The organism is Niveibacterium sp. COAC-50, from assembly GCF_013184235.1.
Taxonomy (GTDB): domain Bacteria; phylum Pseudomonadota; class Gammaproteobacteria; order Burkholderiales; family Rhodocyclaceae; genus Niveibacterium; species Niveibacterium microcysteis.
The window spans coordinates 634510-652896 of sequence record NZ_JABCJM010000001.1; the positions used below are offsets into that span (position 1 = coordinate 634510).

At 65.5% G+C, this 18387-nt stretch carries 15 protein-coding genes; 7 read left to right on the plus strand and 8 right to left on the minus strand.

What is annotated here, in order from left to right:
- The first annotated feature begins 2 nt into the window (after positions 1-2).
- The 3 genes from HH302_RS02910 (at position 3) to HH302_RS02920 (ending at position 4000) form a co-directional block, all read left to right on the plus strand.
- The gene (locus HH302_RS02910; RefSeq protein ID WP_172197969.1) at positions 3-413 is read left to right on the plus strand and encodes a thioesterase family protein; all 411 of its coding nucleotides are present in this window, start codon (positions 3-5) and stop codon (positions 411-413) included.
- A 219-nt stretch (positions 414-632) separates the two neighbouring features.
- Positions 633-2276, plus strand: a complete 1644-nt coding sequence (locus HH302_RS02915) for a DEAD/DEAH box helicase (RefSeq protein ID WP_172197972.1) — start codon at positions 633-635, stop codon at positions 2274-2276.
- A 134-nt stretch (positions 2277-2410) separates the two neighbouring features.
- Positions 2411-4000, plus strand: a complete 1590-nt coding sequence (locus HH302_RS02920; protein WP_172197975.1) for a BCCT family transporter — start codon at positions 2411-2413, stop codon at positions 3998-4000.
- Here HH302_RS02920 and miaA read toward each other — a convergent pair.
- Positions 3997-4956: a tRNA (adenosine(37)-N6)-dimethylallyltransferase MiaA gene (gene miaA / locus HH302_RS02925; RefSeq protein WP_371814554.1), complete on the minus strand. Its 960-nt coding sequence runs from the start codon at positions 4954-4956 to the stop codon at positions 3997-3999. The genes HH302_RS02920 and miaA overlap by 4 nt on opposite strands.
- 2 nt (positions 4957-4958) lie before the next feature.
- Between miaA and HH302_RS02930 the strand changes: the two genes are divergently transcribed.
- The gene (locus HH302_RS02930; protein WP_172197978.1) at positions 4959-5888 is read left to right on the plus strand and encodes a TraB/GumN family protein; all 930 of its coding nucleotides are present in this window, start codon (positions 4959-4961) and stop codon (positions 5886-5888) included.
- Between the two features lie 16 nt (positions 5889-5904).
- On the opposite strand, the gene HH302_RS02935 is transcribed toward HH302_RS02930, so the two are convergent.
- The 5 genes from HH302_RS02935 to cphA (HH302_RS02955) all read right to left on the minus strand — a co-directional run bounded on the left by HH302_RS02935 (position 5905) and on the right by cphA (HH302_RS02955) (position 13546).
- Positions 5905-6165 carry a hypothetical protein gene (locus tag HH302_RS02935; protein ID WP_172197981.1) on the minus strand — a complete coding sequence of 87 codons (261 nt, stop codon included), beginning with the start codon at positions 6163-6165 and terminating at the stop codon, positions 5905-5907.
- Between the two features lie 133 nt (positions 6166-6298).
- Complete coding sequence (locus HH302_RS02940; protein WP_172197984.1) at positions 6299-6760, minus strand: hypothetical protein; 462 nt, start codon at positions 6758-6760, stop codon at positions 6299-6301.
- Positions 6761-6890: 130 nt separating this feature from the next.
- Positions 6891-8675 (minus strand): DNA mismatch repair endonuclease MutL, encoded by a 1785-nt coding sequence (gene mutL / locus HH302_RS02945; protein ID WP_172197987.1) that lies wholly within the window; start codon positions 8673-8675, stop codon positions 6891-6893.
- A 67-nt stretch (positions 8676-8742) separates the two neighbouring features.
- On the minus strand, positions 8743-11313 hold the full coding sequence (gene cphA, locus HH302_RS02950; RefSeq protein ID WP_172197990.1) for a cyanophycin synthetase: 2571 nt from the start codon (positions 11311-11313) through the stop codon (positions 8743-8745).
- A gap of 46 nt (positions 11314-11359) precedes the next feature.
- On the minus strand, positions 11360-13546 hold the full coding sequence (gene cphA, locus HH302_RS02955; RefSeq protein WP_172197993.1) for a cyanophycin synthetase: 2187 nt from the start codon (positions 13544-13546) through the stop codon (positions 11360-11362).
- A 315-nt stretch (positions 13547-13861) separates the two neighbouring features.
- On the opposite strand from cphA (HH302_RS02955), the gene HH302_RS02960 reads away from it, so the two are divergent.
- From HH302_RS02960 to HH302_RS02970, 3 genes are all read left to right on the plus strand, one after another.
- Positions 13862-16120, plus strand: coding sequence for an ABC transporter ATP-binding protein (locus tag HH302_RS02960; RefSeq protein ID WP_172197996.1), 2259 nt, complete (start codon positions 13862-13864; stop codon positions 16118-16120).
- 5 nt (positions 16121-16125) lie between these two features.
- Positions 16126-16590, plus strand: a complete 465-nt coding sequence (locus HH302_RS02965; protein WP_253945981.1) for a DUF1854 domain-containing protein — start codon at positions 16126-16128, stop codon at positions 16588-16590.
- A 128-nt stretch (positions 16591-16718) separates the two neighbouring features.
- Complete coding sequence (locus HH302_RS02970; RefSeq protein WP_216661746.1) at positions 16719-17537, plus strand: M90 family metallopeptidase; 819 nt, start codon at positions 16719-16721, stop codon at positions 17535-17537.
- 3 nt (positions 17538-17540) lie between these two features.
- Here the strand turns inward: HH302_RS02970 and HH302_RS02975 are convergent, their stop codons facing one another.
- The gene (locus tag HH302_RS02975) at positions 17541-17759 is read right to left on the minus strand and encodes a KTSC domain-containing protein (RefSeq protein WP_172198002.1); all 219 of its coding nucleotides are present in this window, start codon (positions 17757-17759) and stop codon (positions 17541-17543) included.
- Positions 17760-17808: 49 nt separating this feature from the next.
- On the minus strand, positions 17809-18384 hold the full coding sequence (locus HH302_RS02980; protein WP_172198005.1) for a TMEM165/GDT1 family protein: 576 nt from the start codon (positions 18382-18384) through the stop codon (positions 17809-17811).
- Positions 18385-18387 lie beyond the last annotated feature (3 nt).

Sequence of the window (18387 nt, forward strand, 5' to 3'; positions counted from 1 at the left end):
ACATGCAGGACAACGCTGGCACCTTGCTTCACGAATGCGACATCCCGGTTCGCTGGGGCGATCAGGACGCGCTCGGACACGTCAACAACACCGTGTTCTTCCGCTTCATGGAACAGGCGCGCGTGGAGTGGCTCGACAAGCAGGGTTTCGTCTGCGACCCCGCCGAGCCTCAGGCGCCGGTGATCGTTCACGCCGCCTGCACCTTCCTGCAACCGATCAATTATCCCGCAACCGTGCGGGTAAAGCTCTACGTCGGTGATCCGGGGCGCTCCAGCGTCCAGACGCGCTACGAGCTGGTCGATGCCGCGAATGGCAAAACCTACGCAACCGGCGAGGCCAAAGCCGTGTGGATCAACCTGAATACCGGCAAATCCGCGCCTTTGCCGCAGAAGCTGCTGGACCTGATTGCCTGAGGTTTTCAAGGCCGGGCGCAGGGGCTGACCTGCGCCAAGGCTGACTTTTGCCCGAATCACGGGTATGCTGCGCCCACCCTGCGAACGCCAATCGTCGTAGCGGTCTCTGCTTACCACCCGATCGTCCGGCCACTCAAGGCCTTCTCCTCGATCTCATTCACGTCTGCCTGGATTGGTGTCGCTCGGTTTACAGCGACGGGCCGTCGCTGGAGCTGTTTGATGAATTCCGAAGTTACGTTTGCCAGCCTGGCGCTGGCCGAACCCCTTTTGCGTGCAATCGGCGAAGCCGGTTACACCCACCCGACGCCGATCCAGGCACAAGCCATTCCCCTCGTGATGCAAGGCGGTGACCTGATGGCCGCCGCACAAACCGGTACCGGCAAGACCGCCGGCTTCACGCTGCCGATCCTGCATCACCTCGTGACCAAGCCCAAGCGCGCAACGCCCGGCAAGCCGCGTTGCCTGATCCTGACACCGACGCGCGAGCTCGCCGCACAGGTCGAAGAATCGGTGCAGACCTACGGCAAGCATGTGGACGTGACCTCGATGGTGATGTTCGGCGGCGTGGGCATGAACCCGCAGATCGCCGGCTTGCGCAAGCCGCTTGATATCCTGGTTGCCACGCCGGGCCGTTTGCTCGACCACATCGGCCAGAAAACGCTGTCGCTCGCCGAGGTCGAAATTCTCGTGCTCGACGAAGCCGACCGCATGCTCGACATGGGCTTCATTCGCGACATCAAGAAGGTGCTCGCGCTGCTGCCCAAGCAACGCCAGAACCTGCTGTTCTCCGCAACGTTCTCGGACGAGATCAAGGCGCTGGCCGACGGCCTGATGAACAAGCCGGGCTATGTCGAAGTCGCGCGTCGCAATACGGCGAGCGAGCTGGTTGCGCAGTCGGTTCACCTGATCGGCCAGAAACAGAAACGCCACCTGCTGGCGCACCTGATCAAGAAGCACCAGTGGTTCCAGGTGCTGGTGTTCACGCGCACCAAGCACGGCGCCAATCGCCTGGCCGAGCAGCTCGACAAGGACGGCATCCCGGCCCTTGCGATCCATGGCAACAAGAGCCAGAACGCCCGCACACGCGCGCTCTCCGAATTCAAATCGGGCGACCTGCAGGTGCTGGTGGCGACAGACATCGCCGCACGCGGCCTGGATATCGACCAACTGCCGCAGGTGGTGAACTTCGAACTGCCGAACGTACCGGAAGACTACGTCCACCGTATCGGCCGTACTGGCCGCGCGGGTTCGACCGGCGCCGCGATCTCGCTGGTCGACGACGAAGAGATGAAGCACCTCGTCGCGATCGAGCGCCTGATGCGGCGCAAGATAGATCGTGTCACCGATCCGGATTTCGTACCGGTGGCGCTACCAGCCGGCGGCGAATCTCACGCTGGGCATGCACGCCCGGCACACCCGGCGCCGGCGCATACACGCGGCGGCCGCAATGCTGGCGGTGGTCGTGGCGGCAATGCGGGTGCGCGCAGCGGCAATGCGTCGCCACAGCAGCATCCGGCGCGCGGGCCGCAACCCGGCCCGCGTCATGGCAAACCGGCTGCCGCGACGGCCCAGGCCCCCAAGCGCTCAGGCCAAGGTCAGCCCGGTAACCGCAACGCAGCGCCCGGCGCGCGTGCTGCCGAAGGCACGACGACCCGTTCCGATCGCCCGGCCCGGCCGCAAGGCGAGGGGCGCCGGGGCGGTGCATCGCAGCAACAACGCCATGCCAACGCGGCGCCGCGCCATTCAGAAGCCGCACCGCGCGCCAGCGCGACCCCTGCCAAGCCGGAAGCGGCTCCGGTCGGCGGCGCCCAGCGCGCGCTGCGTGCCGTTGCGGCACTTCTCGGCGGCAAGCGCAAGGACTAAACGGTTCCTGGGCGGGCTTGACCCGCCCGTCGCCGTGCTGTGGCCGCCACAGCATGGCGCTTGGCGTGTGCGGACGTGGCGAAGACGGGCGTTGGATCGTACCTTTGGGGTTCGACCCAAAGCCCGGAGTTGCCATGGTTTTCCGATTGTCGCTGCTGATCGTCTCCGCCTTTGTCGGCTGGGGCCTGATCTCGCCCGCCGGCCTTGCCGCCACCACCACCGGATGGCTCGCCGCGACGATTCACAACTTCGGTTGGTACTACCTGCTGGTGGTGTTTGGCATCGTCGTCTTCGCGCTGGTGCTGGCCTTCGGTCGCTTTGGCCGGATTCGGCTTGGCGGCGAGGATGCGCGGCCCGAGTTCGGCCGCGGCTCCTGGTTCGCCATGCTGTTTTCCGCCGGCATGGGGATCGGGCTTGTCTTCTGGGGCGTGGCCGAACCGCTTTCGCACTACCTCGCTCCCCCCAGCTATATCGACGCGGCAACGCCCGAAGCTGCCCGTTTCGCGCTGCGCGCATCGTTCTTCCATTGGGGCCTCCATCCCTGGGCGTTGTATGCCGTGGTGGGACTCTCGCTGGCCTATTTCAAGTTCAACCGTGGGGCGCCTGGGCTGCTGAGTGCGGCATTCCGGCCACTGTTGGGCGCGCATGCCGAGGGCTGGGCCGGCCGCACCATCGACATCCTTGCAATCGTCGTCACGGTATTCGGTGTGGCCACATCACTTGGCTTCGGCGCAATGCAGATTTCGGGCGGGCTTAGCCACGTGTTCGGCCTGCAAAAGAGCACCGCGCTGACGCTCTCGGTGATCGGCATCGCGACGGTGCTGTTCCTGTTGTCTTCAGCCACCGGCCTTGCGCGGGGCATCAAGTGGCTCTCCAACACCAACATGGTGCTGGCGGCGCTGCTGGCGATCGCCGTGCTCGTGATGGGGCCGACGCTTTTCGTGATGGACGCCTTCACGACAACCGTAGGCGCTTACCTCGGTGGCTTGATCCAGCAGTCAATGCGCTTGACGCCCTTCACGCAGGGGTCCTGGACGGCAGACTGGACCGTCTTCTACTGGGCCTGGTGGATTACCTGGGCGCCGTTTGTCGGCATGTTCATCGCACGCATTTCGCACGGCCGAACGATCAAGGAATTCATGGTTGGCGTGATGCTGGTGCCCTCGCTGGTCAGCTTCCTGTGGTTCTCGATCTTTGGCGGCAGCGCGCTGCAGCTCGAAATGTTCGGCGGCGTTCCGATTGCGGCGGTCGCAAAGGCCAGCGTCGACAACGCGCTGTTCCTGCTGCTTGAATCCCTGCCCCTGGGGCAGATTCTGTCTATGCTCGCGATCGGGGTGGTGGGCGTCTTCTTCGTCACCTCCGCGGATTCGGCAACCTTCGTGCTCGGCATGCTGTCGTCGAAGGGCTCGCTCAACCCTTCGGCGGCCACAAAGCTCGTGTGGGGGCTGTTGATCTCGCTGATTGCCGCGGTGCTGCTGATCGGTGGCGGGCTCAAGGGGCTGCAGACGATGTCGATCGTCTCGGCATTGCCCTTCACGCTGGTGCTGCTGGGCCTCTGCGCGTCGACGTGGCGGGCGCTGTCCGAAGATGCCGACGCGCAGGACTTGCGCGATCAGCGCGTGCAGCGTCGCCTGCGCGAAATCGCAGACGCGGACTTGATGGACGCGCCAACCGAGATGCGTGGCGTGGACGACAGCGCCCGATTCGCTGCCGAGCTACGTTAGTCCGCGAGGGCGCGCTGTGCTGCTTCACGCACCGCGTCGACCAAGTCCGTGCGCAGACAGTCGATGCGGGTGACTTCCGGCCAGGTGGCGGCGAACTTGCGTTGCCAGGTGATCTGGCGCTTTGCCAGCTGACGCGTGGCATAGATGCCGCGATCGCGCAGCTCGGCCAGGTCGTAGTCGCCATCGAGATGCTCCCATGCTTGTCGATAGCCGACACAACGCATCGAGGGCATTTCGGCATTCAGAGGGTAGCGCTGGCGAAGACTCGCCAACTCGTCGACCAGACCCATCGCGAGCATTTGCTCGAACCGCTGTGCGATCCGCGTATGCAACACGCTGCGATCCGAAGGTTCCAACGCGAGAATCGCGAGCGACGGGGTGTCGGTGTCGTCTTCCCGCTGCGCGTAGTTCTCAGCCAGCGAGCGACCCGTCAGGCGCACGATCTCCAGCGCGCGCTGAATGCGCTGCGCGTCATTCGGTTTGAGCTGTGCGGCCGCGGCCGGATCGATCAGCGCAAGATCTGCATGCAAGGCGGGCCAGCCACGAATGCGCGCTTCTGCGTCGATCTCCGCGCGCATGTCGGCATCGGCTTGAGGCAAGTCCGACAGGCCGTCGTGCAGTGCCTTCAGGTAAAGCATCGTGCCGCCCGCGAGCAGCGGCACACGGCCACGCGCGCGGATCTCCGCGATCAGGCGGATCGCGTCGGCGCGAAACTGGGCGGCGGAATAGGCATCGGTCGGATCGATCACGTCGATCAGATGGTGCGGGCAGGTCGCCAGCTCCGCCGGTGTCGGCTTGGCGGTGCCGATATCCATCTCACGAAACACCAGCGCGGAATCGATACTGATGATCTCGCACGGCATCTGCTGTGCAAGATCCAGCGCGCACGCGGTTTTTCCGCTGGCGGTGGGGCCGATCAGCGCGATAGCATCGGGACGGATAGACGGAGAAGACACGGATGAACTCGTTGCGCGAAGCGGCTGACAGGGTGCGCCATTCTAGGGGGCGCGGCGGGCTTCTGCGCGCGCTGAGTGGCGTGCTGTGCATTTCCTTGGCGTGTGCGGCCCAGGCGGCCCCCTTGCTGCTGTGGGAAGTCAGCGGCGGAGCGGCGCCAATGTGGTTGTTCGGCTCGGTGCACGTGTGCCGGGCGGACTGCTTCCCGCTGCCCGCGGCGGTCGAATCCAAGTTCCGCCGCGCCGAGGTGCTGGCGGTGGAGGTGGATGCGACGCGGGCGGACATCGCCGGCGCGCTGGGCGATGTGTCGGGCGGCGGCGCGGGCTTGCGCGAACAGCTTGGCAATGCGGACTGGCGCCGGCTCGTCAAACAGCTCTCGGCGATGGGCATGCCCGAAGATTCGGTCGACGCGCTGTCGCCAGCGATGGCGAACGTGTTTGTCGCGGTGGCGGCGGCGAGTCGCGCCGGCTTGTCACCACTTCACGGCATCGACCTGCATTTCATCAACCGCGCGCAGCACGATGGCAAGGCGCTGGTCGAGCTGGAAACCGTTGAACGGCAAATGCAGGCGCTCGCGGCCGGGTCCGAGCGCGAACAGATCGAGTCGCTGCGCGCGAGCCTCAAGGCTGCGGACGACGGCTCATTGCGTGCATCGCTCGACGAGCTGGTCGGTGCCTGGCGGCGCGGCGATGCGAACGGCCTTGCCGAGGCGCTGCGCAAGGCTCAGGCTGCCGATCCGTCAAGCCGGGCAATGTTCGAGGAACTCTTCGATCGCCGGAATCGCGAGATGACCGATGCCATCGCGAAGCTCGCACGCGAGGGGCGGCCTGCCTTTGTGGTGATCGGGAGTGGTCATCTGGCCGGGCGCGAAGCGATCCCGGCACTATTGGCGCGTCGCGGCTTCCGCGTGCGCCAGCTCAGCAGCAGCGATTGAGCTTTGTAGCCCGCGCTCAGCCCGGCGGGCGCTGCGAGAGATACAGCGCGGTGCAGTAAAGCAGCGCCGTCTGGAAGCTGACGACACCAGCAACGCCCCACAGTTTGCGCGCCTCGCGCAGGATGTCGGTGGCGAGGTTGCCGGCGAGCACCGTCAGACCATCGGGTGATTCCACGTCGAGGTGTTCGTTGTGCGGGTTCGACGTAACACTGATGCCGGCTGCGCGCGCTGCTTCGGCGCCCCGACTGACCTGCATGGCAAGAATGACATTGTCCATCGCGCGAGTCTCCGTTTTCGTTGCATGCGACGCGGGGGAGGCGCCGATGCTGCCAGTGCGTCTGTTGCGCTTTGATGAATGAGTGCCGATTATGCTTTCGGCATTGCGCTGCAGCAAGCCCATTTAGTCACGATCATTCCGCGTTATAGCGCGCCAGCAAAGGCTTGGCAGCATTTCCGACGGACGGATATATTCGATTGGCGAACGAACATCGTGCAGTGCGGCGAACGTGCTTGAGGCTGCTGGGAGCGCTGTCGTCGCCCCGCAAGAATGCGCGGCTGCCTGGCGTGGGCGCTGAGCGGCCGTGGTGCGGGTCAGCCCGACGATCCGGTAACACCTGCAGGCCGCTCACCAAAATGCGCTTGGCCACTACATGCAGCAGGGCGCAGTCAAAGCTCACCGCGTCCGCGACGGTCCAGACCGTTCGAGCGTGCCGCAGCATGCGTTCGGCTTCGCTCGTCGAGAAGGTGAATTGGCGGCCGCGCCGTGTCAGCACCAACTGACCGCGTTCGAAGCAGAATTCGATCTGGAAGCCGTCTTGGCGCAGCCGATCGGCGGTTGCGGCGACTTCGTTCGCGAAGGGCGATTTGGACATGAAGGTTCCCCTGTTCGGACCGTCGCTGCATTGTGTGCATTGACGTCGGGAATATTGTCCGCCTCGCGTGGCTACGGGCCCTTGTCTTGCCGGGCCCCCGGTTTGTCCCTCGGTGCCAACAGGCGTCGGCTCAGCGGCCGCGCAGGAACAGCTTGTCGAGGTCGCTCATCGAGAGCTGCACCCAGGTCGGCCGGCCATGGTTGCACTGGTCGGCGCGCTCCGTGGCTTCCATCTCGCGCAGCAGTGCGTTCATCTCGGGCAGCGTCAGGCTGCGATTGGCACGTACCGCACCATGGCACGCGAGCGTGGCCAGAAGTTCGTTGCGGCGCGCGGAAACGACGTCGGACGCGGGGTAGTCCACCAGTTCGCTGAGCAGTGCGCGCGTCAGGGCGACGATGTCTGCCCGGGCGAGCAGGGTTGGCACGCTGCGCACGGCGAGTTCCGCTGGGCCGGCGGCAGCGATTTCGAAGCCGATGCGGTCGAGCGTATCGCGCTGCGCTTCGGCACACGCCATTTCCTTCGCGCTGGCACCAAAGACGGCCGGGATCAGCAGGTGTTGCGTGCTCGGGGCGCCGTCGAGCACGTTCTTGAGCTTTTCGTACAGGATCCGCTCGTGGGCTGCATGCATGTCCACCAGGATCAGGCCGCGTGCGTTCTGCGCCAGCACATAGACCCCATGCAATTGCGCGAGCGCGTAGCCGAGCGGCGCGCCTTCCGTGTCGGCCGCAGCAAGCGGCAGGGTCTGCGGCATGGGGGTGTTGAGCGCTGCCGGCCGGAAGAACTCCGCCATTGAGCCGGCCGATGGGCTGCGAACAGGTGAGTCGCTGCCAAAGTGGTACGGTGTTCTTGGCTCCTCAACAGCGAGCCGGATTTGCTCCGGCTGCGGCATTGGCGGCGCATGGGTCTCGATACGCGGCGCCGTGGCGGCGACAGTACCGATCGTCGCGGCAAGGCCGCGGCTGACGGCGTGATACACGAACTGATGGATCGCCCGTGCTTCGCGGAATCGCACTTCTGTCTTCGCCGGGTGTACGTTGACATCGACGCCGGACGGGTCGAGTTCGAGGAACAGGGCAAATGCCGGGTGCTTGCTGCCGTGCAGAATGTCGGCGTAGGCCTCGCGCAGCGCGTGCTGGATCAGCTTGTCGCGCACAAAGCGGCCGTTGACGAAGAAGTACTGCGCGTCGCGGCTGGCGCGTGCGTAGGCGGGCAGGGCGGCAAAGCCTGAAAGCCGCAGGCCGGCGGCCTCCACGTCGATCACGCGAGCGTGCTCGAGAAACTCTTCGCCGAGAATGTCGCCGCAACGCCGACGCATGTCGCCCGTAGCCAGCCGCAGGCTGACACGGCCGTTGTGCTGCAGCTGGAACGCCACCTCGGGGCGAGCAAGCGCGATGCGGCGAAAGGCGTCGTCACAGTGGCCGAACTCGGTGCCTTCGCTTTTGAGGAATTTGCGGCGCGCGGGAACGTTCCAGTACAGGTCGCTCACCTCGACAACCGTGCCGCTGTTCAGCGCCGCGGGCGAGGGTGACGTTTCACCCGCATGGATCCGCCAAGCGTGCGGCGAGCCCTGCGCCCGGCTGGTGAGGGTGACGCGCGCGACCGACGCGATCGACGCGAGCGCCTCACCGCGGAAGCCCATCGTGGCGACGCATTCGAGATCGTCGAGCGAGGCGATCTTGCTGGTGGCGTGGCGTTCCAGCGCGATGCCCAGTTCGTCCTTGTCGATGCCGCAGCCGTCGTCGGCGATGCGGATCTGCTTGACGCCGCCTTGTTGCAGTTGCACTTCGATTGCGCGCGAACCGGCGTCCAGGCTGTTTTCCAGCACCTCCTTGAGCACCGAAGCCGGTCGTTCTACGACCTCGCCAGCGGCGATCTGGTTGATCAGGAGTTCGGGCAGGCGGCGAATCGTGGGCATTGTCGGATTTGCGTTCCAGAAGCGAAAAGCCCCGCCGGAGCGGGGCATGGGCCAATGCTAGCAGGCTTCAGCCTTCGGCGATCCGCTTGGCGATGTGGGCAAGCGCCTCCTCGACCTGGTCCACCAGGATCAGGCACAGATCACCGGGTTGCAGGCGGGCGAGGGCTTTGTCGATCGCGATGAATTCGCCGGTGATTTCCTCGACGTGGGTGGTGCGTGGGGCGCCGACCAGGCCTTCGCGCAGCAGTCCGATCACTTCGCCATCGGCACGACCGCGCTGACAGGCGTCCTGATACAGCAGCACATCGTCGAAGGCCTTGCCGAGGATCTCCGTCTGCTGGCGGATGTCCTCGTCGCGGCGGTCGCCGGCGCCGCTGATAACCACGCTGCGGCGCTTGCCCGGCATGGCTTCCACGGCGTTCACCAGTGCGCTCATCGCGTCCGGGTTGTGGCCGTAATCGGCGATCAGCGTCGCGCCGCGGTAATCGAACACGTTGAAGCGGCCCGGTGCGTTGTCCGAGTCGTTCATGAAGGTGGCGAGCCCCTTGCGGATCACGTCCCACTCGAGCCCGGCGGCCCAGCCAGCGGCCACCGAGGCCATGACGTTCTCGACCTGGAAGCCGATCGTGCCATTGCGGGTGATCGGGATCTCCGCCAGTGGCACGCGATGCTTGACCATGCCTTCGGCTGCGACGATCGCATCGCCATCGACGTACACCACGCGGTTGCCCTGTGCGCGGTGCGTTGCCATCACAGGCAGATGGCGGTCGGCGGCGAAGAACGTGACCTTGCCGCTGCAGTTGTCCGCCATGGCGGCGACGATCGGGTCTGCGGCGTTGAGCACAGCAGTGCCGTCCGGCGCCACGTTTTGCACGATCACGCGCTTGAGCACGGCGAGTTCGTCCACCGTGGTGATGAAGTTCAGGCCAAGGTGGTCACCAAGGCCGATATTCGTCACCACCGCGACCTTGCAGCGATCAAATGCGAGGCCTTCGCGCAGCACGCCACCACGGGCGGTTTCGAATACTGCGGCATCCACTGTTGGGTTCAGCAGCACGTTGCGCGCGCTCTTCGGGCCCGAGCAGTCGCCGCTGTCGATGCGGCGGCCCTGGATGTAGACGCCGTCGGTGTTGGTCATGCCGACCGTCTGGCCGTTGGCCATGAACAGATGCGCGATCAGGCGCACGGTGGTCGTCTTGCCGTTGGTGCCGGTGACTGCGACAACCGGAATGCGGCCATCCTCGCCATTCGGGAACATGCTGGAGATGATCGCTTCGCCCACTGCACGGCCCTTGCCGAACGACGGGTTCAGGTGCATCCGCAGGCCCGGCGCGGCATTCACTTCGACCATGCCGCCGCCTTGCTCTTCGAGCGGCTTGAGCACGCTGTCGCACACCACATCCACGCCGCAGATATCCAGCCCGACCATCTGGGCCGCGGCCACTGCGCGCGCGGCGACTTCCGGATGCACATCGTCGGTCACATCGGTGGCGGTGCCGCCGGTTGAGAGGTTGGCGTTGTTACGCAGCACCACGCGTTTGCCCTTGGGCGGCACGGATTCCGCCGTGAGGCCTTGCATTTCGAGACGCGCAATCGCGATCTCGTCAAAGCGGATCTTCGTCAGCGAGGTGGCGTGGCCGTCGCCGCGGCGCGGGTCGGCGTTCACCTGGTCGACCAGCTGGCGCACCGTATGCACGCCGTCGCCAATGACGAAGGGCGGATCGCGCCGTGCGGCAGCCACCAGCTTGTCGCCCACCACCAGCAGGCGGTAGTCGTAGCCGGGCAGGTAGCGCTCGACCATGATGTCGTCGCGGAATTCGCAAGCCACCTTGTAGGCCATCTCCAGCTGTTCACGGCTGGTGATGTTGACGGTGACACCCTTGCCCTGGTTGCCGTCCTGCGGTTTGACGACGACCGGCAGGCCGATTTCCTGTGCAGCAACCCAGGCGTCCTCGATATCCGCGACCGGGCGGCCCACCGGCACCGGCACGCCGGCGGCAAGCAGCAGGCGCTTGGTCAGCTCCTTGTCCTGCGCAATCGATTCGGCGATCGCGCTCGTCGTATCCATCTCGGCAGCTTGGATGCGACGTTGCTTGGAACCCCAGCCGAACTGGACCAGGCTGCCTTCGGTCAGCCGGCGGAACGGGATGCCGCGCTCGACGGCGGCTTGCACGATGGAGCCGGTGGACGGGCCGAGTCGCACGTCCTCGTCGACTTCGCGCAGACGTGCCAGCGCGCTGGCGAGATCAAACGGTGTGTCATCCACCGCGGCCTGGATCAGCGTTTCGGCAAGCTCCAGTGCGAGGCGGCCGACCGCTTCTTCCGAATACTCGACGACCACTTGATACACGCCGGTTTCCAGCGTGGCGTGACAGCGGCTGAAGGTGACCGGGCAGCCCGCCTGCGCTTGCAGGCTCAGTGCGGCGGCTTCCAGCACATGTGCCATCGCGACCGAGGTGCTGTGGCCACGCGGCTGCAGTTGGCCAAGATCCGGGAAGCGCGCGCGCAGGCGCGCCTCAAAGCCGGGAATGGTGTCGATCTCGGTCTCGGGCCCTTTGCAGGCAACGATGGCCTCGATCGAAGTGTGGCGGCTCCACAGGTTCGGGCCACGCAGGGCCCGGATGCGGGAAACTTCCATCAAGCGATCTTCCTGTATCTGTCGCAGTCGTCTGGGCGACCGTCGTTCAATGTGCGCGTGCCCGAGCGGCGGTTTGCTCGGCTTCGAAGGTTTCGATGCCGGCGCCGATCAGGTCGGGCGACATTTCAAGGGCCCAGGCTGCGCCGACCGCAGCGAGGATGTTCTCGGCTTGCAGCGTGCCGGTGTCCGGCGCGGGCAGCATCGCCAGTTCGTCCAGGCGCTCTTCTTCGGCGCCGGTGGCGAGGAAGACCCGGCCATCGCGCGCGAACACCGCGCGGCCGCCGGCGGCGCGATGCGCGACGATAGCGGGCAGCGTTTCCGACAGACCGTAGAAGATCACCGCGCCATCGCACAGCGGGGCGAGCTCTGCCACTTTTGCGTCGGCCGCGTTTAGCACTGCGAAGCCGTCCGGCAGGATCACGTCGATCTGAGTGCGCAGCACGTTGACCAGCTTGTCCGCGTCGTCGATGTAGAACTCGCCGAGCGATTCGAAGCCGGATACATCGGTGACGACGCCGATCGTGCAGCGATCGTAGGGCAGGCCTTCACGCAGGATCGATTCACCGCTGTGCTCAAACACCGCGGCGTCCACATTGCGGTTCATCAGCAGGCGCTGCCCGGATTCGAAATTGACGCCGTTGCGGCGGTCGACCTGGCGGCGATCGAGGAACAGACCATCATTGCACGCGAGGCCGACGTGACGGCCAGAGAGCCGCACCAGCCAAGCGATCAGGCGGGCGATCTGCGTCGTGCCCTGGCGACCGGTCACACCGATCAGCGGCACACGGCCCGAATCGGATGGGCTGAACAAGTGGTCGACAATCGCAACGCCCACCGGGCGCGGCTGGCCCTGGGCCGGTTTCAGGTGCATCAGCAGGCCTGGGCCGGCATTGACTTCGACCACGGCGGCATCCTGCCCGCTGAGCGGGCGCGAGATGTCTTCCGCGACGAGATCGACGCCGGCGATGTCGAGGCCAACGACGCGGGCGGCGAGCGCGACGACTTCTGCGAGTTCCGGGTGCAGCTCGTCGGTGCAGTCGAAGGCGACGTTGCCGTTACGCTGGATCAGCACGCGCTTGCCCTCGGCGGGCACCGAGTCGGGCGTGAAACCCTGGCGCGTCAGATCGAGCTGGATCGCGGCATCGTTCGCGACAATGATCTTGTTGAGCGGGAATTCCTCGGTGAGGCCGCGACGCGGATCGGTATTCAGCTGTGAATCGATCAGTTCGAGGATCGTGGATTTACCGTCGCCGGTGACCCATGCCTCTTCACCGCGCGCAACGGCGACGACCTTGTTGCCGACGACCAGCAAGCGGTGCTCGTTGCCGCGGATGAAGCGCTCGACGATCACCTCGCTGCCGTGTTCGAGCGCGAGCGCGTAGGCGGCTTCAATGTCTTCACGACGCGACAGGTCGAGCGAGACGCCGCGGCCGTGGTTGCCATCGACCGGTTTGACGACGACCGGCAGGCCCACATCTTCGGCCGCTTCCCAGGCGTCTTCGGCGCTATCGACGATGCGGCCCTGCGGCACCGGCACGCCGCAGGATGCCAGCAGGCTCTTGGTCAGATCCTTGTCGCTGGAAATGCTCTCCGCGATCGCGGAGGTGCGGTCGGTCTCGGCGGTCCAGATTCGGCGCTGGCGCGCGCCGTAGCCCAGCTGGACGAGGTTGCCTTCGTTCAGCCGGATCGACGGGATGCGCCGATCGGTTGCAGCATCGACGATGCATGCCGTGCTGGGGCCGAGGCACAGCGAATCGACCATGTCCGTCAGGCGTTCGACAGTGGCGGCAAGGTCGTACGGGCGATCTTCGACGGCTGACAGCACCAATTCGCGACCCGCTTCCAGTGCGGCGCGGCCGACTTGCTCATTGCGGGTGCGGAAGGCCATCTTGTAGATACCACTGCCTTCGGCCGTCTGGCGCGTCTTGCCGAACCCGGTGCGCATGCCGGCGAGGTTCTGCAACTCCAGCACGACGTGCTCGAGCACATGCCCGATCCAGGTGCCTTCGTTGAGCCGCTGGATGAACCCGCCCGGTTCGCCCACGCCGCAGCGATGCACGGCAAGGCCGGGTAGCCAGGCGATCAGGCGATCGACAAAACCAGGCAGGGTGTTTGACGGGTGCTGTTCGAACGCACCGATATCCAGCCAGGCTTCGATGACTGGTCGGTAGGTCCAGATGTTCGGGCCGCGCAGATGCGTGACGCGAAGAAACGTGATGTCTTTCTTCTTCATGTTCCAGTCGTGAGTCCCGGTCGGCCTTGCCACCAGGACCATTTCCGAGGTCGCTTCGCCTCGTGTTCCGGGCTTGTGCCCGAATACCTCCGCGCGTGAGGGCGCGGGGGCCGGTGCGGTATACTTCCTTGCCATCTGGCTGGGTGGGAAGTTCCGACCCGCCAGAATATCGCAATTGTGCGTTTCTCTCCCGCTCGCACGCTCAGAAGACCGGGAAAAGACCGCGGTCAACCGGATTGCCGTGCCATACGTTTTGCCCGGTTTCCCGGGCGATCCAGCCCATTCACAACTCAGGCGCCTGCCGAACAGCCCCACATGACGATTGAACCACTCGCCGCGGATACCGCACGCAACGCAGTTCCCGAGGTCTGGCGCGAGGCGCTGTCAGGGCAGCTTGAACGGGGAGAGAACGTTCTCGCGGCGGTTGAGGTTGACCTCGACGCGCGCCTGCGCTTCGCATCCGGCCTTGTCGCGATGACTGATCGCCGCCTGCTCGCGCGCGCGCCCGGCGATTCCGAGTGGCGGGGCTGGCCTTTGCGCGAGGGGCTCGCGCTGCTGCACCACGACCATGCCGGTGTCGGCACGCTGGAGCTGCGTGACGCCACGTCGCTGCTCGCAAGCTGGCGCTATACGTTGGGGCAGAACGTCGCGGCGCTGCGAGTGATTGACCAGTTCGACGCGCAATTGCAGTTGCTGCTCACCGGCAAGCCCGTCGAGCACGATGGCGAAGACATTTGCCCGACCTGCAACACGCCGCTGCCGCCGGACGAGGACGAGTGCCCGATCTGTACCCGCGAGCTGCACACGCCGCCCTCCACCTGGACGCTGTTCCGCCTGTGGCGATTCGCACGCCCCTACCAGGGCCAATTGCTGGCGGGCTTCCTGCTGATGCTGGGCGCGACGGCCGCGACGCTTGTATCGCCCTACCTGTACATGCCCCTGATGGACGAGGTACTGATCCCGTTCCAGAACGGCCAGCACATCGAGCCGGGCAAAGTGGCGCTCTACCTTGGCGGGCTGTTCGCTGCGGCGATGGTGTCGTGGTCGCTGGGCTGGGCCAAGACGTACATCCTCGCACTGGCCTCGGAGCGCATCAGCGCCGACCTGCGCACGACAACCTTTGAACACCTGTTGCAACTCTCGCTCGAATACTTCGGCGGAAAGCGCACCGGCGACCTGATCTCGCGGATTGGCTCGGAATCGGACCGCATCAGCGTGTTCCTGTCGCTGCACGCGCTGGACTTCATCACCGACGTACTGATGATCACCATGACTGCGGTGATCCTGTTCAGCATCAATCCGGCCCTCGCCCTCGTCACGCTGCTGCCCTTGCCATTCATCGGCTGGATGATTCACCTGGTGCGCGACCGTCTGCGTACCGGCTTCGAGAAGATCGACCGGGTGTGGGGGGAGGTCACCAACATCCTCACCGACACGATTCCCGGCATCCGTGTCGTCAAGGCGTTTGCGCAGGAGCAGCGCGAAGCGAAGCGCTTCCGCGAAGCCAACCGCCACAATCTGCTGATCAACGATCGACTCAACAAGACCTGGTCGCTGTTCTCGCCGACGGTGTCGCTGCTGACCGAGATCGGCCTGCTTGTGGTGTGGGCGTTCGGCATCTGGCAGGTCTCGAAGAGCGAGATCACGGTGGGTACGCTGACGGCCTTCCTCGCCTACATCGGCCGCTTCTATGGCCGGCTGGATTCGATGAGCCGCATCGTGTCGGTGACGCAGAAGGCCGCTGCCGGCGCCAAACGCATCTTCGACGTGCTGGATCATGTGTCCAACGTGCCGGAACCGACCAATCCGGTGCGTCTGGAGACCGTGCGCGGCGAGATCGAGATGCGCGACATCGGCTTCCGCTACGGCAATCGCTCGGTGATCCGCGGCCTTTCGCTGACGATCAAGCCGGGCGAGATGATCGGCCTGGTCGGTCACAGCGGTTCGGGCAAGAGCACGTTGGTGAACCTGATCTGCCGCTTCTACGACGTCAGCGAGGGCGCTATCCGCGTCGATGGCGTAGATACCCGTTCGCTGCCGGTGGCCGACTACCGCCGCAACATCGGCCTCGTACTGCAGGAGCCCTTCCTGTTCTTTGGCACGATCGCGGAAAACATCGCCTACGGCAAGCCGGACGCGACGCGCGCCGAGATCATCGCAGCGGCGCGCGCGGCCCATGCGCACGAATTCATCCTGCGCCTGCCGCAGGGCTACGACTCGCTCGTGGGCGAACGCGGCCAGGGGCTCTCTGGCGGCGAGCGTCAGCGCATCTCGATTGCACGCGCGCTGCTGATCAACCCGCGCATGCTGATCCTCGACGAAGCGACCGCCTCGGTTGATACCGAGACCGAGCGCGAGATCCAGCGGGCGCTGGACAACCTGGTTCAAGGGCGCACCACGATTGCGATTGCGCACCGCCTGTCCACGCTGCGCAAGGCCGACAGGCTGGTGGTGATGGACCGCGGCCAGATCGTCGAGGTGGGCCATCACGACGAGCTGATGGAAAAGCAAGGCGCCTACTGGCGGCTCTACCAGGCCCAGGCCCGCAACGCCGAAACGCACCTTGAGGAATGAGCGCCATGATCGACTGGCAACTTGAACGCAATGCCTTCGGGCGACTGGTGCTGACTGATGCAGCCGGCGAGCGGCATGAGAATGTGGTGCCGGTGCGCGCGTTTCCCATCGCAGCGCCGGAGGACGGGCTCTCGCTGGTCAGCCAGGATGGCCATGAACTCGCCTGGGTCGATCGGCTGGGCGATCTGCCGCCGACGGTGCGCGAGATGGTGGAGACCGAACTGGGCAGCCGTGAATTCGTGCCCGAAATCCGCCGGCTCATCAGCGTGTCGACCTTCGCGACGCCGTCCACCTGGACGGTCGAGACCGACCGCGGGGAGACGCAGTTCATCCTGCGCGGCGAGGAAGACATCCGCCGTCTGGCGGGCTCGACGATGCTGATCGCCGACAGCCACGGCATCCAGTTCCTGATCCGCGATCCACAGGCGCTGGACCGGCATTCGCGCAGGCTGCTCGACCGCTTCCTCTGAGCGTCCGCTTGCGGCGCGTGCGCCAGCGCGCTGCCGGAAATGAGACTTCGCCGGGGGCGGTGCTTGAATTCGGGCGGCGCGCGCCCAGATAGCCCTCATCGCTCATCGAGCATTTGCGGGACCTGATCGTGGCGTTTCTGTTGCTGGCGGCGCTCGCCCTGGGCCTCGCGGTATGGATCGGAATGTGGCCCTCGCTGGTTGAGCGTCGCCGCAGCGCGGTGCGCGCGCGGCCGTTTCCCGATGCCTGGCGTGAGATCCTGCGCTGGCGCGTGCCGTACTTCCGCCGCTTGCCGGCAGACCTCCAACTGCAGTTGAAGCAGCACATCCAGGTGTTTCTCGACGAGAAGTCCTTCGTCGGCTGCGCTGGGCTGGAGATCAACGACGTCATCCGCGTCACGATTGCGGCGCAGGCCTGCCTGTTGCTGCTGAATCGGCCGACGGATTACTACCCGGGTCTGCATGAAATTCTGGTGTATCCGGCGGCATTCGAGGTGCCGACGCGGCAGGTCGATGCGAGCGGCTTGGTCACCGAAAAGCGCGAAGGGCGTGTTGGCGAATCCTGGGCGCGCGGCCAGGTCGTGCTGTCCTGGCATGACACGGTGGAGGGGGCGGCGGAGCACGAGGACGGGCACAACGTCGTGCTGCACGAATTTGCCCACCAACTCGATCAGGAGACCGGTTCCGCGAACGGTGCACCGGTCCTGCCCTCACGGCGGCGCTACCGCGAATGGTCGTCGGTCTTCAATGCCGCGTACGCACAGCTTCAGGCGCGGCTTGGCGTGGGTGAGCCCAGCGTGCTACGCGCCTACGCTGCGACGAGCCCCGGAGAGTTCTTTGCCGTCGCAACCGAGGTGTTCTTCGAACTGCCCGCCGCGTTGCAGGAGGAATACCCAGCGCTCTACGAACAACTCGCGTGTTACTACCGGCTCGACCCGCTCAGCTGGTGAGCGTCATTTCACACGGCGCTGCGTGAATTCGTCCTGGATGTTGTCGCGGTAGTAGCTTGCCGGCGAGCCGCTGGACAAGAATCGGCGGGCGATCTCGTCGCCGACGCCGGTGTGCTGGATCACCGATCCATTGTCGAATTCGATTTCCAGCACCCGCGCGCTGCGATCGTAGCCAGCGGACTTGATGCCGCCACGACGGATCGGTGTGCGTTCGATGGACATGCGCTACCTCCGGAAGGCGGGGCGCTGCGGCGCCCCGCGCGTTACAGACTCAGAAGCCGAAACGTTCGCCGGCACCCAACAAGGTGGCGACACCGAGCACGGCGAAGATCGCGGCGGCGACGCCATGCACGACGCGAACCGGGATGCGGTTCGCGATGCGGTCGCCGAGGATCACTGCAGGCACGTTGGCGAGCATCATGCCCAGCGTGGTGCCGGCCACGACCATCACGACAGACTTGTATTGCGCGGCCAGCGCGACGGTGGCGATCTGCGTCTTGTCGCCCATCTCGGCGAGGAAGAACGCGATCAGCGTTGTGGTGAAGACGCCGTAGCGCGCGAGCTTGGCGTCGTCTTCATCGAATTCATCCGGCACCAGGATCCAGGCGGCCATCGCGATGAAGGACACGCCGAGCACCCAACGCATCACTCCGGGGCTGACGAGTGAGGTGATCCAGGCGCCCAGCGCGCCGGCGCCAGCGTGGTTGGCGAGCGTGGCGACGAGTATGCCGAGCACGATCGGTACGGGGCGACGGAATTTTGCGGCGAGGATGAAGGCGAGCAGCTGCGTCTTGTCGCCGATTTCGGCCAGGGCGACGACGCCCGTCGAGATGAGGAAGGCTTCCAATTT

Excerpts from the sequence above, each read along its gene's own strand:
- HH302_RS02930 (WP_172197978.1), top strand. The coding sequence starts at position 4,959 with ATGAACTCGTTGCGCGAAGCGGCTGACAGGGTGCGCCATTCTAGGGGG.
- HH302_RS02915 (WP_172197972.1), top strand. The coding sequence starts at position 633 with ATGAATTCCGAAGTTACGTTTGCCAGCCTGGCGCTGGCCGAACCCCTT.
- HH302_RS02935 (WP_172197981.1), bottom strand. The coding sequence starts at position 6,165 with ATGGACAATGTCATTCTTGCCATGCAGGTCAGTCGGGGCGCCGAAGCA.
- HH302_RS02940 (WP_172197984.1), bottom strand. The coding sequence starts at position 6,760 with ATGTCCAAATCGCCCTTCGCGAACGAAGTCGCCGCAACCGCCGATCGG.
- cphA (WP_172197990.1), bottom strand. The coding sequence starts at position 11,313 with ATGGAAGTTTCCCGCATCCGGGCCCTGCGTGGCCCGAACCTGTGGAGC.
- HH302_RS02910 (WP_172197969.1), top strand. The coding sequence starts at position 3 with ATGCAGGACAACGCTGGCACCTTGCTTCACGAATGCGACATCCCGGTT.
- HH302_RS02960 (WP_172197996.1), top strand. The coding sequence starts at position 13,862 with ATGACGATTGAACCACTCGCCGCGGATACCGCACGCAACGCAGTTCCC.
- HH302_RS02965 (WP_253945981.1), top strand. The coding sequence starts at position 16,126 with ATGATCGACTGGCAACTTGAACGCAATGCCTTCGGGCGACTGGTGCTG.
- HH302_RS02920 (WP_172197975.1), top strand. The coding sequence starts at position 2,411 with ATGGTTTTCCGATTGTCGCTGCTGATCGTCTCCGCCTTTGTCGGCTGG.
- mutL (WP_172197987.1), bottom strand. The coding sequence starts at position 8,675 with ATGCCCACGATTCGCCGCCTGCCCGAACTCCTGATCAACCAGATCGCC.
- HH302_RS02975 (WP_172198002.1), bottom strand. The coding sequence starts at position 17,759 with ATGTCCATCGAACGCACACCGATCCGTCGTGGCGGCATCAAGTCCGCT.
- cphA (WP_172197993.1), bottom strand. The coding sequence starts at position 13,546 with ATGAAGAAGAAAGACATCACGTTTCTTCGCGTCACGCATCTGCGCGGC.